At 70.5% G+C, this 12,401-nt stretch carries 13 protein-coding genes; 4 read left to right on the top strand and 9 right to left on the bottom strand.

The window, feature by feature from the left end; genetic code table 11:
* Positions 1-18: 18 nt before the first annotated feature.
* A complete protein-coding gene (locus ACF1GV_RS25760; RefSeq protein WP_363263694.1) occupies positions 19-186 on the bottom strand; it encodes a hypothetical protein in 168 nt (55 codons plus the stop codon).
* A gap of 143 nt (positions 187-329) precedes the next feature.
* Here ACF1GV_RS25760 and ACF1GV_RS25755 point away from each other — a divergent pair, with 143 nt between their 5' ends.
* Together ACF1GV_RS25755 and ACF1GV_RS25750 are read left to right on the top strand one after the other, a co-directional pair.
* On the top strand, positions 330-1,178 hold the full coding sequence (locus ACF1GV_RS25755; RefSeq protein ID WP_391685045.1) for a hypothetical protein: 849 nt from the start codon (positions 330-332) through the stop codon (positions 1,176-1,178).
* 88 nt (positions 1,179-1,266) lie between these two features.
* Positions 1,267-1,434: a hypothetical protein gene (locus ACF1GV_RS25750; RefSeq protein ID WP_361636124.1), complete on the top strand. Its 168-nt coding sequence runs from the start codon at positions 1,267-1,269 to the stop codon at positions 1,432-1,434.
* 27 nt (positions 1,435-1,461) lie between these two features.
* On the opposite strand, the gene ACF1GV_RS25745 is transcribed toward ACF1GV_RS25750, so the two are convergent.
* On the bottom strand, positions 1,462-1,839 hold the full coding sequence (locus ACF1GV_RS25745; protein ID WP_363263731.1) for a metal-sensitive transcriptional regulator: 378 nt from the start codon (positions 1,837-1,839) through the stop codon (positions 1,462-1,464).
* A gap of 233 nt (positions 1,840-2,072) precedes the next feature.
* On the opposite strand from ACF1GV_RS25745, the gene ACF1GV_RS25740 reads away from it, so the two are divergent.
* Both ACF1GV_RS25740 and ACF1GV_RS25735 read left to right on the top strand, forming a co-directional pair.
* Positions 2,073-2,693, top strand: a complete 621-nt coding sequence (locus tag ACF1GV_RS25740) for a DUF47 family protein (protein ID WP_363263692.1) — start codon at positions 2,073-2,075, stop codon at positions 2,691-2,693.
* Positions 2,694-2,700: 7 nt separating this feature from the next.
* Complete coding sequence (locus ACF1GV_RS25735) at positions 2,701-3,699, top strand: anion permease (protein ID WP_391685042.1); 999 nt, start codon at positions 2,701-2,703, stop codon at positions 3,697-3,699.
* Positions 3,700-3,845: 146 nt separating this feature from the next.
* On the opposite strand, the gene pstB is transcribed toward ACF1GV_RS25735, so the two are convergent.
* From pstB to ACF1GV_RS25700, 7 genes are all read right to left on the bottom strand, one after another.
* Positions 3,846-4,622, bottom strand: a complete 777-nt coding sequence (pstB, locus tag ACF1GV_RS25730) for a phosphate ABC transporter ATP-binding protein PstB (protein WP_391685040.1) — start codon at positions 4,620-4,622, stop codon at positions 3,846-3,848.
* Between the two features lie 42 nt (positions 4,623-4,664).
* Positions 4,665-5,729, bottom strand: coding sequence for a phosphate ABC transporter permease PstA (pstA, locus tag ACF1GV_RS25725; protein ID WP_391685038.1), 1,065 nt, complete (start codon positions 5,727-5,729; stop codon positions 4,665-4,667).
* A complete protein-coding gene (gene pstC, locus ACF1GV_RS25720) occupies positions 5,726-6,733 on the bottom strand; it encodes a phosphate ABC transporter permease subunit PstC (protein WP_391685036.1) in 1,008 nt (335 codons plus the stop codon). Before pstC ends, pstA begins: the two co-directional genes overlap by 4 nt.
* A gap of 131 nt (positions 6,734-6,864) precedes the next feature.
* Positions 6,865-7,995: a phosphate ABC transporter substrate-binding protein PstS gene (gene pstS, locus ACF1GV_RS25715; protein ID WP_391685034.1), complete on the bottom strand. Its 1,131-nt coding sequence runs from the start codon at positions 7,993-7,995 to the stop codon at positions 6,865-6,867.
* Positions 7,996-8,450: 455 nt separating this feature from the next.
* Entirely contained in the window at positions 8,451-8,891 is a 441-nt protein-coding gene (locus ACF1GV_RS25710) for an NUDIX hydrolase (protein ID WP_391685032.1), read from the bottom strand.
* A 34-nt stretch (positions 8,892-8,925) separates the two neighbouring features.
* Entirely contained in the window at positions 8,926-10,083 is a 1,158-nt protein-coding gene (locus ACF1GV_RS25705; protein ID WP_391685030.1) for a CHAD domain-containing protein, read from the bottom strand.
* Complete coding sequence (locus tag ACF1GV_RS25700; protein ID WP_391685028.1) at positions 10,064-12,394, bottom strand: RNA degradosome polyphosphate kinase; 2,331 nt, start codon at positions 12,392-12,394, stop codon at positions 10,064-10,066. The genes ACF1GV_RS25705 and ACF1GV_RS25700 overlap by 20 nt, the downstream gene beginning before the upstream one ends.
* Positions 12,395-12,401 lie beyond the last annotated feature (7 nt).

The following is a 12,401-nucleotide window of genomic DNA, read 5'->3' as shown; positions in this document are numbered from 1 at the left end:
TCCCTCGTGGCCGTGCGGTCACGGCGCGTTCGCGTGGGTCTCCGCGTCGGTTCTGGCCTGGCTTCGGGCCCGGCGCGCCGGGCCGCGCCAGCCGCATGTGCAGCGGGCCAGGCAGAAGCGGCCTTGTTCGACGGTGGTCGTGTGGTGTTCCTGGCGGGTCGACGAAGGACCGTCCTGCTGGGTCACGTCTCCACCGTAGCGGGGGATGGTTAACGGCCCGTCGGACGGTGACGGCACCCGCTCCCGGGCCGTGACGGCTCCACCTACCCGTCGTTAACCGGAACGACAGGCGGCCCGCGACGGACGTACCGGCTGGGGGTAGGCAGGCGATGGCACAGCGGCGGCAGCGCTGGCGGCATACGGGCGGGGCACTCGCCACGGCCGGGGTCATGGTGTGCGTGTGCGCCGGTGCCGCGGGGTGCTCCGGCAGCGGGGCCGCCGCGGAGGACGCCCGGGGCGCCGACGACGCCGTCGGGCTGCTCCGGCAGGCGCCGGACCGGCTGGAGGCCGGCGGGAGTTCGAAGGCGCGCACGGCGATGGAGATGGCGACCGGCGGCACCCGCGTGACGATCCGCGGCGAGGGCGTCTACGACTTCCGGCGCCGGCTGGGGGAGTTGCGGGTGATGCTGCCGCAGGACCCGGCGGGGCGGGGTGAGCACCGGCCGATCACGGAACTGCTCGCTCCGGGCGCGCTGTTCATGAAGAACCGGGGCGCCGGGGTGCCCGCCGACAAATGGGTGCGGGTGGAGACCGCCCAGGTCTCCGACGGCAACCTCGTCACCGGCGGCGCGACCGACCCGTTCGCAGCCGCCGAGGTGCTGCGCGGCACGCGCACCGCGACCTATGTGGGGCGTACCGAGGTCGCGGGGACGCCGGTGCGGCACTACCGCGGCACCGCCGACCTGGCCGCGGCCGCGCGCAGCGCCGTGGTCCCCGCCGACCGGGACGCGCTGCGCGCCGCGGCGAGAGGGTTCGCCACCGCGCTGGTGCCGTTCGACGTCTATCTCGACGACGGCGGCCGCATCCGCAAGATCCGGCACCGGTTCAGTTTCGTCAACCGGCAGAAGAAGGGCGCCGTGGCGGTCGCCTCGACGACGCTGCTGTACGACTTCGGTGTCCCCGTCGCCGTACGACTGCCGAGGAGTGCGGACATCTACGACGGGCGGATCGCCGAGTAGCCGAGGACTAGCCCTTCCGTGCCATGCGCGGGCTGTGGGCCGCTCCCTACTCTAGGAAGCTGGTGACGGCAGAGATGAGGTGAGGCTCGTGGCTCCGCTCGGCGGTACGGCGGTTCAGGACCATGTGGCGCTCGCCGAGATAGAGCTGTGCTGTGAGCTGATCATCGCCGCCTCGGCCGCCCGGGAGCGGCTCAGCATGGAGAGCATCGACGAGGTGCTGCGCGTGGCCGAGGAGCGGGACGCCCGCGAGGGGTGAGCGGGCCGGTCCCGCACCGGCGCCGCCTCAGGTGCGCAGCATGCGGGCGATGGCCTGCGTGGCCTCCTTCACCTTCGCCTCGATCTCGTCGCCGCCCTTGACGGCCGCGTCGGCGACGCAGTGCCGCAGGTGCTCCTCCAGCAGTTGCAGTGCGAAGGACTGCAGCGCCTTGGTGGAGGCCGACACCTGGGTGAGTATGTCGATGCAGTACACGTCCTCGTCGACCAGGCGCTGCAGGCCGCGGATCTGGCCCTCGATGCGGCGCAGGCGCTTGAGGTGTTCGGCTTTCTGGTGGTGGTAACCGTGCACGCCGCGGTCGTGGTCGGTCACCACGTCCGGCGTCGCGGTCGCCTGGTCCGCCTCGGTCGCGGAGGGCGCACCCGCGCCGGCCTCGGTGGTCGTCATCGCGTCCTCCCAGTGTGCTGCCATGTGTGCCGACCCGTGTCCAGATTACGGCTATATACCCCTGGTGGGTATATGGTACCGAAGTTTGCCGGGTAGAAGGGGATGCGGCCGCGGAAGCCCCCGTGCCGACCAGTCTCGTCGATGGGCGACACTGGGGGGCGGCCCGTTAGCCGTGGCCGGATGATGCGCCTAGCATCAGCCTGACCGAAACCGATGCATCCCGAGGACCCCACGTGCGCTTTCGTCTGACCCCCAGGGAGACGAGCTTCTACGACATGTTCGCCGCGTCCGCGGACAACATCGTCACCGGCTCGAAACTCCTGATGGAACTGCTCGGGGCGGACACCTCCGCCCGGGCCGAGATCGCAGAGCGTATGCGGGCCGCGGAACACGCGGGTGACGACGCCACGCACGCGATCTTCCACCAGCTGAACTCCTCGTTCATCACGCCGTTCGACCGCGAGGACATCTACACCCTCGCCTCGTCCCTCGACGACATCATGGACTTCATGGAGGAGGCCGTCGACCTGGTCGTCCTCTACAACGTCGAGGATCTCCCCAAGGGCGTCGAGCAGCAGATCGAGGTTCTGGCGCGGGCCGCCGAGCTCACGGCCGAGGCCATGCCGAACCTGCGGACGATGCAGAACCTGACCGAGTACTGGATCGAGGTCAACCGCCTCGAGAACCAGGCCGACCAGATCCACCGCAAGCTGCTCGCCCACCTCTTCAACGGCAAGTACGACGCCATCGAGGTGCTCAAGCTCAAGCAGATCGTGGATGTGCTGGAGGAGGCGGCGGACGCCTTCGAGCACGTGGCGAACACGGTGGAGACCATCGCCGTCAAGGAGTCCTGACCCCTCCATGGACACCTTCGCTCTGGTCGTGACCGTCGCGGTCGCGCTCTTCTTCACGTACACCAACGGCTTCCACGACTCCGCGAACGCGATCGCCACCTCGGTCTCCACCCGCGCGCTCACCCCGCGGGCGGCGCTGGCGATGGCCGCGGTGATGAACCTCGCCGGCGCCTTCCTGGGGTCGGGCGTCGCCAAGACCGTCAGTGAGGGTCTGATCGAGACGCCGCAGGGTTCCACGGGGATGGCCATCCTCTTCGCGGCCCTGGTCGGCGCGATCGTGTGGAACCTGGCCACCTGGTACTACGGCCTGCCCTCCTCCTCGTCCCACGCGCTGTTCGGCGGCATGGTGGGAGCGGCGCTGGCGGGCGGCACGGAGGTGCTGTGGGGCGGCGTCCTCGACAAGATCGTCATCCCGATGTTCCTGTCCCCGGTCGTCGGCCTGGTGGTCGGTTACCTGGTCATGACGGCGATCATGTGGCTGTTCCGCCGGTCCAACCCGCACAAGGCCAAGCGGGGCTTCCGTATCGCCCAGACCGTCTCGGCCGCCGGCATGGCCCTCGGTCACGGTCTGCAGGACGCCCAGAAGACGATGGGCGTCGTGGTGCTGGCACTGGTCATTTCCGGCCACGAGACGTTCAGTGACCCGATCCCGGTCTGGGTGAAGCTCGTCTGCGCGGTGATGCTGTCCCTGGGCACGTACGCCGGTGGCTGGCGGATCATGCGCACGCTGGGCCGCAAGATCATCGAACTGGACCCGCCGCAGGGGTTCGCGGCGGAGGCGACGGGCGCGTCGATCATGTTCACCACCGCGTTCATCTTCAAGGCGCCGATCTCCACGACCCATGTCATCACCTCCGCGATCATGGGCGTCGGCGCGACGAAGCGAGTGAACGCCGTGCGCTGGGGCGTCGCCAAGAACATCGTGCTCGGCTGGTTCATCACCATGCCGGCCGCCGGGCTCGTCGCGGCCGCGGTGTTCGGGGTGGAGAAGCTGGCGTTCCTCTGATCCGGCACGGTTGACAGACCAACGGGCCCGCCCCCCGGGAGCCAGGGGGCGGGCCTTTTGGTGCCTCGCGGTGGCACCGCCATGCAGCACCGCGAGGGGCTTGGGCGGCTGCCCGGCCGAAGCCGCAGCTCACCCGCGGGCGGGGCTCAGCCGAAGCGGCCGGAGATGTAGTCCTCCGTCGCCTGCACCGACGGGTTGGAGAAGATCCGCTCCGTGTCGTCGATCTCGACCAGCCGGCCGGGCTGGCCGACGGCCGCCAGGTTGAAGAAGGCGGTGCGGTCCGAGACGCGCGCGGCCTGCTGCATGTTGTGCGTCACGATGACGATCGTGAAGCGCTCCTTCAGCTCGCCGATCAGGTCCTCGATGGCGAGGGTGGAGATCGGGTCCAGGGCCGAGCAGGGCTCGTCCATCAGCAGCACCTTCGGCTCGACCGCGATCGCGCGGGCGATGCACAGACGCTGCTGCTGACCGCCGGACAGGCCGGAGCCGGGCTTGTTCAGGCGGTCCTTGACCTCGTTCCAGAGGTTGGCGCCCCTGAGCGACTTCTCGACGACGTCGTTCAGCTCGCTCTTCTTGTAGTTGCCGTTCAGACGCAGGCCCGCCGCCACGTTGTCGAAGATCGACATGGTGGGGAAGGGGTTCGGGCGCTGGAAGACCATGCCGACCTCGCGGCGCACCGCGACCGGGTCGACCCCGGTGCCGTACAGGTCCTCGTCGTCCAGCATCACCTTGCCCTCGACGCGGCCGCCGGGGGTGACCTCGTGCATGCGGTTCAGGGTGCGCAGGAACGTCGACTTGCCGCAGCCCGAGGGGCCGATGAACGCGGTCACCGAGCGGGGCTCGATGGTCATCGAGATGTCCTCGATCGCGCGGTGGGAGCCGTAGTAGGCGGACAGTCCGCTGACGTCGATTCGCTTGGCCATGATTACGTCACTTCCAGAGTTCTCGGTCGCTGTATGGCCGCGTCAGCGACCGGTCTTCGGGGCCTTCCAGCGGGCGATGCCGCGGGCCACCAGGTTGAGGATCATCACGAAGGCGATCAGGGTCAGCGCCGCCGCCCAGGCGCGGTCGTAGGCCGCGTTGGCACCGGAGCTGTTCGCGTACTGCTGGTAGATGTACAGCGGCAGCGAGGCCTGCGGGTCCTGGAACGGGTTGCTGTTGATGAAGCTGGTCTTCCACACCAGCAGCAGCACCGGGGCGGTCTCACCGGTGATGCGCGCGACCGCGAGCATCACACCGGTGGTGATGCCGCCGATCGACGTCGGCAGGACCACCTTCAGGATGGTGCGCCACTTGGGCACGCCCAGGGCGAGGGACGCCTCGCGCAGCTCGTTCGGGACGAGCTTGAGCATCTCCTCGGTGGAGCGCACGACCACGGGCATCATCAGGATCGACAGCGCGAGCGCCCCGGCGAAGCCGGAGTAGCCCATGTCCAGGATGAGGATCCAGAAGCTGAGGACGAACAGGCCGGCGACGATGGACGGGATGCCCGTCATGACGTCGACGAAGAAGGTGACGGCCGTGGCGAGCTTGCCGCGGCCGTACTCGACCAGGTAGATCGCGGTGAGAACACCGACCGGCACGGAGATCAGGGAGGCGAGGCCGACCTGCTCCAGGGTGCCGAGGATGGCGTGGTAGATGCCGCCGCCGGGCTCGGAGTCGCCGACCACGCCCATCGAGTGGGTCAGGAAGTAGACGTCGAAGACCTTCACACCGCGCTTCACGGTCGCCCAGATCAGCGAGGCCAGCGGGATCACGGCGAGCAGGAAGCAGACCCAGACCAGGGCGGTCGCGATGCGGTCCTTGGCCTGGCGGCGGCCCTCGATGCGGGCCGAGACGGTGAAGGTGCTCAGCACGAACAGGATCGCGGCGATCAGGCCCCACTGGACCTTGCTGTCCAGGCCTGCGGCCAGGCCGATGCCCACGGCGACGGCCAGCGAGCCGGCGGCGAACGCCCACGGGGACCACTTCGGCAGACGGGCGCCCTGCAGCGAGGCGTGCTTGTCGGTGACGACGGCTGCGGTGCTCATGCGTTGGCCCCCGAGTACTCCTTGCGGCGGTTGATGATCATGCGCGCCGCGCCGTTGACCAGCAGGGTGATGACGAACAGGACCAGACCGGAGGCGATCAGCGCGTCCTGGCCCAGCTCGGTGGCCTCGCTGAACTTGCTGGCGATGTTCTGGGCGAACGTGCCGCCGCCCGGGTCGAGCAGGCTGGCCCTGATCTCGAAGGTCGGGGAGAGCACCGTGGCCACGGCCATCGTCTCGCCGAGCGCGCGGCCGAGGCCGAGCATCGAGGCGGAGATCACGCCGGAGCGGCCGAAGGGCAGCACCGACATCCGGATGACCTCCCAGCGCGTGGCACCGAGGGCGAGTGCCGCCTCCTCGTGCATGCGCGGGGTCTGCCGGAAGACCTCACGGCTGACGTTGGTGATGATCGGCAGGATCATGATCGCGAGCAGGATGCCCACGGTGAGCAGCGAGCGCGCGGCGCCGCCCTGCCAGGAGAAGATGCCGGTCCAGCCCAGGTAGTCGTCCAGCCAGCTGTACAGGCCGCCGAGGTGCGGGACCAGGATCAGGGCGCCCCACAGGCCGTACACGATGGACGGCACCGCGGCGAGCAGGTCGACGACGTACGCGATGACGCCGCTGAGGCGGCGCGGCGCGTAGTGGGTGAGGAACAGCGCGATGCCCACCGCGACCGGGACCGCGAGGGCCATGGCGATGATCGAGGAGACCACCGTGCCGAAGGCCAGCACCGCGATGCCGAAGACCGGCGGGTCGACGTTGGTGTTCCAGTCGAACGTGGTGAGGAAGTTCCCGTCGTCCTTGCTGATGGCGATGGACGCGCGGTAGGTGAGGAAGACCGCGATCGCGGCCATGACCACCAGCAGGAAGATGCCTGATCCGCGGGAGAGGCCGAGGAAGATCCGGTCACCGGGGCGGGTGGCGCCGCGGGCCGCGCGCTTGGTCTCGGCGGCGGGGCGCTCGGGTGCGGGGGGAGGTGCGTCTGTGGTCTGCGTCGTTGTGTTCATCGGGTTCTCCGGTCTGCGGAGCCGCGCGGGACGGGCGGCTCGGTGGGGTCGTACGGCGTGGGACGGCCCCGGGCGGCGGTGCACCGGACGGTGCGGCCCGGCTCCGGTCGGGAGCCGGGCCGCACACTCGCTTAGCTCAGGCCCTCGATGGTGGTGCGGACCTTGGAGATGATCTCGGCGGGGATGGGGGCGTAGGAGTTCTGGGACAGGACCTTCTGGCCGTCCTCGGAGGCGATGTAGCGCAGGAAGGACTTGGTGCCGGCGAGGGTGTCGGACTTGTTGCCCTTGTCGCAGACGATCTCGTAGGTGACCAGGGTCAGCGGGTAGGCGCCGGCCTCGCTCGGGTTGTAGTTCAGCTTCAGCGCCAGGTCCTGGCCGGTGCCGGCGATCTTGGCGGAGGCGATCGCCTTGGAGGCGTTCTCCGCGGTGGCCTTGGCCGGCTCGGCGGCGGCGGTCTTCAGGTCGACGGTCTTGAGGCCGTCGGAGGCGTAGGACAGCTCGAAGTACGAGATCGCACCGGCGGTCTGCTTGACCTGCGCGGCGAGGCCGGAGGAGCCCTGCGCGGCCTGGCCGCCCTTGGCCTGCCACGCCTTGCCGCCCGAGTACGGCCAGTCGGTCTTGGCCTGGCTGATCAGGTACTTGGTGAAGTTGTCGGTGGTGCCGGACTCGTCCGAGCGGTGGAACGCCTGGATCTTGAGGTCGGGCAGCTTGGCGTTCGGGTTGAGCGCCGCGATCGCCTTGTCGTTCCAGTTGGTGATCTTGCCGTCGAAGATCTTCGCGATCGTCGAGGCGTCCAGGACGAGGCTGTCCACGCCCGGCACGTTGTAGCCGAGGGCGATCGGGCCGCCGACCATGGGCAGGTCGATGGCCTGGCCGCCGGAGCAGACCTTCTTGGACTGGGCGACCTGCTCGGGCTTCAGCGCGGAGTCCGAACCGGCGAACGCGGTCTGCCCCTGCAGGAAGGCGGTGATACCGGCGCCCGAACCGGTCGGGTTGTAGTTGACCTGCACGCTGTTGCAGGCCTGCGTGAACTGCTTGACCCAGGCGTCGATCGCGTTCTTCTGCGCCGTCGAGCCCGATGCCTGCAGCTGGCCCTTGGCGTCGTCGCACTTGATGTTGCCCGCCGCCGCGGACGTCGAGGAGCCACCCCCGCTCGACTTGCTGCCCGTGTCGTCGGAGCCGCACGCCGTGAGGGCCAGGGCGCCGGAGACGGCGAGTGCGCCGAGGGCGAGGGCCCGCCGGTTCATGCGCTGAAGCTTCACTGAGGAATTCCTTCCAGGAGCCGCCGTCCTGAATTCGGCGGCGTGCGTGGTTGCTGCGAAGCCGGGGTCGAGCGGACACGTCCCCCCAGATCGCGTCCGCACCGGGTAAGGCCGAAATTAGGCAGAACAGGTGAAGCCGCCGAAGGGCATAAATGAACGGGGAGTGAACCCCTTGGGACGGTGTGGTTAGGTCACGGAACGCTCACGCCGAGGACACGGCCGGATTCCGGAGCAAGTGGTACGGAAGGTGGCCGTGGGGTGGCTGCGAGGGGGGAGGCCACGGGGTTCCGGCGGGTGCCGGGCTGGGGTGCCCGACTGGGGCGCCGGGGTGGGGCGCCCGGTGGTGGGTGGTGGGCCGGGCGGATGGTCCGGCTTCGCGCCGCGGTGGGCCGGACGGGCGGGCTCGGCTTTGCGCCGCTTACCGTCCCCGGCCGGGATCGGTCCGCCGGGCCCGACTACGTCAGGCGCAGGGCCTGGAGCAGCGCGCCGACGAGCGTGCGGTCCCTCGGCTGGGTGAGGCGGGCGCGGGCCGCCGCCGGGGGCAGCCACAGGATCCGGTCGACCTCGTCGGTCGGGGTGAAGGTGCCCCCTGTGGCCTCGGCCGCCCAGTAGCGGACCCGCTTGGGGCGGCCGTTCGCCAGGTAGTGCTGGGTGGGCAGCTCGGCGCCGGGCGCGGCCGTGTGGCCGGTCTCCTCCAGGGTTTCGCGCAGCGCGCCGGCCAGGTCGGTCTCGGCGTGCTTGAGCTTGCCCTTCGGGAAGGACCAGTCGTCGTACTTCGGCCGGTGCACGAGGCACAGCTCCGGCGTCCCGTCGAGCGGGGAGCGGCGCCACAGGACACAGCCGGCGGCCCGGACGACGGGGGCGTTCGCGAAGGGTGTGGGGGGCGTCGGGTGCATGGCCTGGTGCTCCTTAAACGGAGTCTGCTGCTCCTCAGGGGAGTTTTACGGCTTCCTTCGCCCAGGTCCGCTGGAACGCGTACCGGGCCGCTTCCACCTCGTGGCGCTGGTCGGCGTGCAGCACACCGAGTGCGTACGCCGTCGCCGGGGCGATCCGCGGGGTGCGGGCCGCCTGGGCCGCCGCGGCCGCTGCCTCCGAGGCGTCCCGGTGCCGGTCCAGGGCCTGCCCGGCCTGCAGCAGCCGTACGTTCGGCACGGGTTCGCCGCCGAGCAGGGCCTCCTGGGCGTAGCGGTGCAGGCGCAGCAGCAGGCGGACCTGGTGCCAGGGCGCGTCCTGCGGATGCGGGGCGGGCGGCTCGGGCGACAGGCCGTGCACCAGTGCCTCGGCGTTGTACGGGCTGCCGGCGGTGACCAGCGGCAGCGCGGCCACCGCGTCGGTCAGGCGCTCCCGGGCCGCCCCGGCCAGCGGGCGCAGATCGGCCGCCGGGGAGACGAGCGGCACCTCGCTGGCGAGTAAGGCGACCTTGTCGGCGACCGCGTGGAACCGGGCCGATCCGAGGGCCTGCAGCGCGGTGGAGTGCGCCCGGGTCCGGGCCAGTGTCAGCTGCCGGTCCAGCAGGGCGCCCGCCTTGGCCGCGCCGACGGTGAGCTGACCGCGTTCGGTCGCCGTCGAGTGGTGGGTGCCGACGGACTGCGCGGGGAGCGCCGTCGCGCCCGACAGCCGGTGCAGCGCCGTCAACAGCCGCTCCAGGCGGGCCTCGTAGGCGTGCTCCAGGGCCAGGGTGCCGGAGACCCAGGCCAGTTCGGGGCGCATCTCCTCCGACCAGTCTGCGTCCAGGACCGGGCGGAAGGTGTGCAGGCTGCCGCTGATACGGCGGGCCGCGCGCCGCAGGGCCCGGGCCGCGTCGACGGACGCGTGCGGTGTCTCGGCCGCCCGTGCGCCGTTCGCCCTTCCTCCGCTGGGCGCCTCGTTCGTCCTTGCCGCGTTGGGCGTGCCGTTCGTCCTTCCTGCGTTGGTCGTGCCGCCCGTTTCCCGGTGCAGGCGCAGCGCCCTCAGGAACTCCGTCGCCTGGGCACGGAGATAGTCTGCGAGCGCGTCCCCCGTGGGGGCACCTCCCTGCTCGAGCGCAGCCGAGAGCTTGGGGGACGGCCCGGCGGTGGGATCCGTCAGGTCATGGTGTTGCTGTGCCACGCCGGCGCCTCCGGGCGTCTATGAGCGTCTCCTGGACGTTGCTCAGGGGTTGACCCTCCGCGTCGGTCGCGTGCCGGGTCCACACGCCGTCCGCGCCCAGGTGCCAGGACGCGGTGGTGGCGGCCATGCCGGTCTCCAGCAGCCGGTTCAGCGCGGCCCGGTGACCGGGGTCGACGACCCGTACGAGGGCCTCGATACGGCGGTCGAGGTTGCGGTGCATCATGTCGGCGCTGCCGATCCACACTTCCGGCTCGCCGCCGTTGCCGAAGGCGAAGATCCGGGAGTGCTCCAGGAAGCGGCCGAGTATGGAACGGACCCGGACGTTCTCCGACAGGCCGACGACGCCCGGGCGGATCGCGCAGATTCCGCGCACCCAGATGTCGACCGGGACGCCGGCCTGCGAGGCGCGGTACAGCGCGTCGATGATCGCCTCGTCGACCATCGAGTTGACCTTGATGCGCACGAAGGCGGGGCGGCCGGCGCGGTGGTGCTGGATCTCCTTGTCGATGCGGGAGATCAGGCCGTCGCGCAGGGACTTCGGGGCGACCAGCAGACGGCGGTAGGTCTCCCGGCGGGAGTAGCCGGAGAGGCGGTTGAACAGGTCCGACAGGTCCGCGCCGACCTGCGGGTCCGCGGTGAGCAGGCCCAGGTCCTCGTACAGGCGGGCGGTCTTGGGGTGGTAGTTGCCCGTGCCGACGTGGCTGTAGCGGCGCAGCGTCTCGCCTTCCTGGCGGACGACGAGGGACAGCTTGCAGTGCGTCTTCAGGCCGACCAGGCCGTAGACGACGTGGCAGCCGGACTCCTCCAGCTTGCGCGCCCACTTGATGTTGGCGTGCTCGTCGAAGCGGGCCTTGATCTCGACCAGGACGAGCACCTGCTTGCCGGACTCGGCGGCGTCGATCAGCGCGTCCACTATCGGGGAGTCGCCCGAGGTGCGGTACAGCGTCTGCTTGATCGCCAGCACGTCCGGGTCCTGCGCCGCCTGCTCCAGGAACGCCTGCACGGAGGTGGAGAAGCTGTCGTAGGGGTGGTGCAGCAGCACGTCGCGCTGGCGCAGCGCCGCGAAGATGTCGGGGGCCGACGCCGATTCCACCTCGGCCAGGTCGCGGTGGGTGCCCGCGATGAACTTCGGGTACTTCAGCTCCGGGCGGTCCAGACTGTGGATGCGGAAGAGGCCGGTGAGGTCCAGGGGGCCGGGGAGCGGGTAGACCTCCGCCTCGGAGACCTTCAGCTCGCGGACCAGCAGGTCGAGGACCTCGCGGTCGATGGACTCCTCCACCTCCAGGCGGACGGGCGGGCCGAAGCGACGCCGCATGAGTTCCTTCTCGAGGGCCTGGAGGAGGTTCTCGGTGTCGTCCTCCTCCACTTCCAGGTCCTCGTTGCGGGTCAGGCGGAAGGCGTGGTGCTCCAGCACCTCCATGCCCGGGAACAGCTCCTCCAGGTGGGCGGCGATGACGTCCTCGAGGGGGACGTAGCGGCCCGGCGAGGCCTCCAGGAAGCGGGAGAGCAGCGGCGGGACCTTGACGCGGGCGAAGTGGCGGTGGCCGCTGACCGGGTTGCGGACGACGACCGCGAGGTTGAGGCTCAGGCCCGAGATGTAGGGGAACGGGTGCGCCGGGTCGACCGCGAGGGGGGTGAGGACCGGGAAGATCTGGTGCCGGAAGAGGGTGAACAGGCGGGCCTGCTCCTTCTCCGCCAGTTCCCTCCAGCGGACCAGGTGGATGCCCTCGTCGGCGAGCGCCGGCGCCACGTCCTCGTGGAAGCAGGCGGCGTGCCGCGCCATCAGCTCACGGGAGCGGGCCCAGATCATCTCCAGCACCTCGCGGGGCTGCAGGCCCGAGGCGGAGCGGGTGGCGACGCCGGTGGCGATACGGCGCTTGAGGCCCGCGACGCGGACCATGAAGAACTCGTCGAGGTTGCTCGCGAAGATCGCCAGGAAGTTGGCGCGCTCGAGGAGCGGGGTGTTCGGGTCCTCGGCGAGCTCCAGGACCCGTTCGTTGAAGGCCAGCCAGCTGCGTTCTCGGTCCAGGAAGCGGCCTTGCGGGAGTGTGCTGCCGGCCTGGCCGTCCTGGGACTCCTCGTACGCGTCGAGATCGGCGTCGAGGTCGGGGTCGAGGTCGGAGACAGGGGCGGACACCGTGTGGGGGCGGTGCGCGGCGATGGAGCCCACGGAAGGCTGCGCTTGCTGGACCTTGTCCTGCGTCTCTGACTGGCTCATGGACCCATTCTTCCGCGCCAGAAGGGTGACGGGCGCGTCGGAAAGTGCGGGGCCCTCCGGGGGGTGCTGGGGCGCGGGCACGACGGGCTTCATTGCGCGA

The organism is Streptomyces sp. NPDC014006 (assembly GCF_043088925.1).
GTDB lineage: Bacteria > Actinomycetota > Actinomycetes > Streptomycetales > Streptomycetaceae > Streptomyces.
This window is presented reverse-complemented; position numbering and strand designations above follow the sequence as displayed.

What these genes read in the sequence shown, in the direction of transcription:
- ACF1GV_RS25755 (WP_391685045.1), top strand. Translation starts at nt 330, where the DNA reads ATGGCACAGCGGCGGCAGCGCTGGCGGCATACGGGCGGGGCACTCGCC.
- pstA (WP_391685038.1), bottom strand. Translation starts at nt 5,729, where the DNA reads ATGAGCACCGCAGCCGTCGTCACCGACAAGCACGCCTCGCTGCAGGGC.
- pstB (WP_391685040.1), bottom strand. Translation starts at nt 4,622, where the DNA reads ATGGCCAAGCGAATCGACGTCAGCGGACTGTCCGCCTACTACGGCTCC.
- ACF1GV_RS25745 (WP_363263731.1), bottom strand. Translation starts at nt 1,839, where the DNA reads ATGACGACCACCGAGGCCGGCGCGGGTGCGCCCTCCGCGACCGAGGCG.
- ACF1GV_RS25710 (WP_391685032.1), bottom strand. Translation starts at nt 8,891, where the DNA reads ATGCACCCGACGCCCCCCACACCCTTCGCGAACGCCCCCGTCGTCCGG.
- ACF1GV_RS25700 (WP_391685028.1), bottom strand. Translation starts at nt 12,394, where the DNA reads ATGAAGCCCGTCGTGCCCGCGCCCCAGCACCCCCCGGAGGGCCCCGCA.
- pstC (WP_391685036.1), bottom strand. Translation starts at nt 6,733, where the DNA reads ATGAACACAACGACGCAGACCACAGACGCACCTCCCCCCGCACCCGAG.
- ACF1GV_RS25735 (WP_391685042.1), top strand. Translation starts at nt 2,701, where the DNA reads ATGGACACCTTCGCTCTGGTCGTGACCGTCGCGGTCGCGCTCTTCTTC.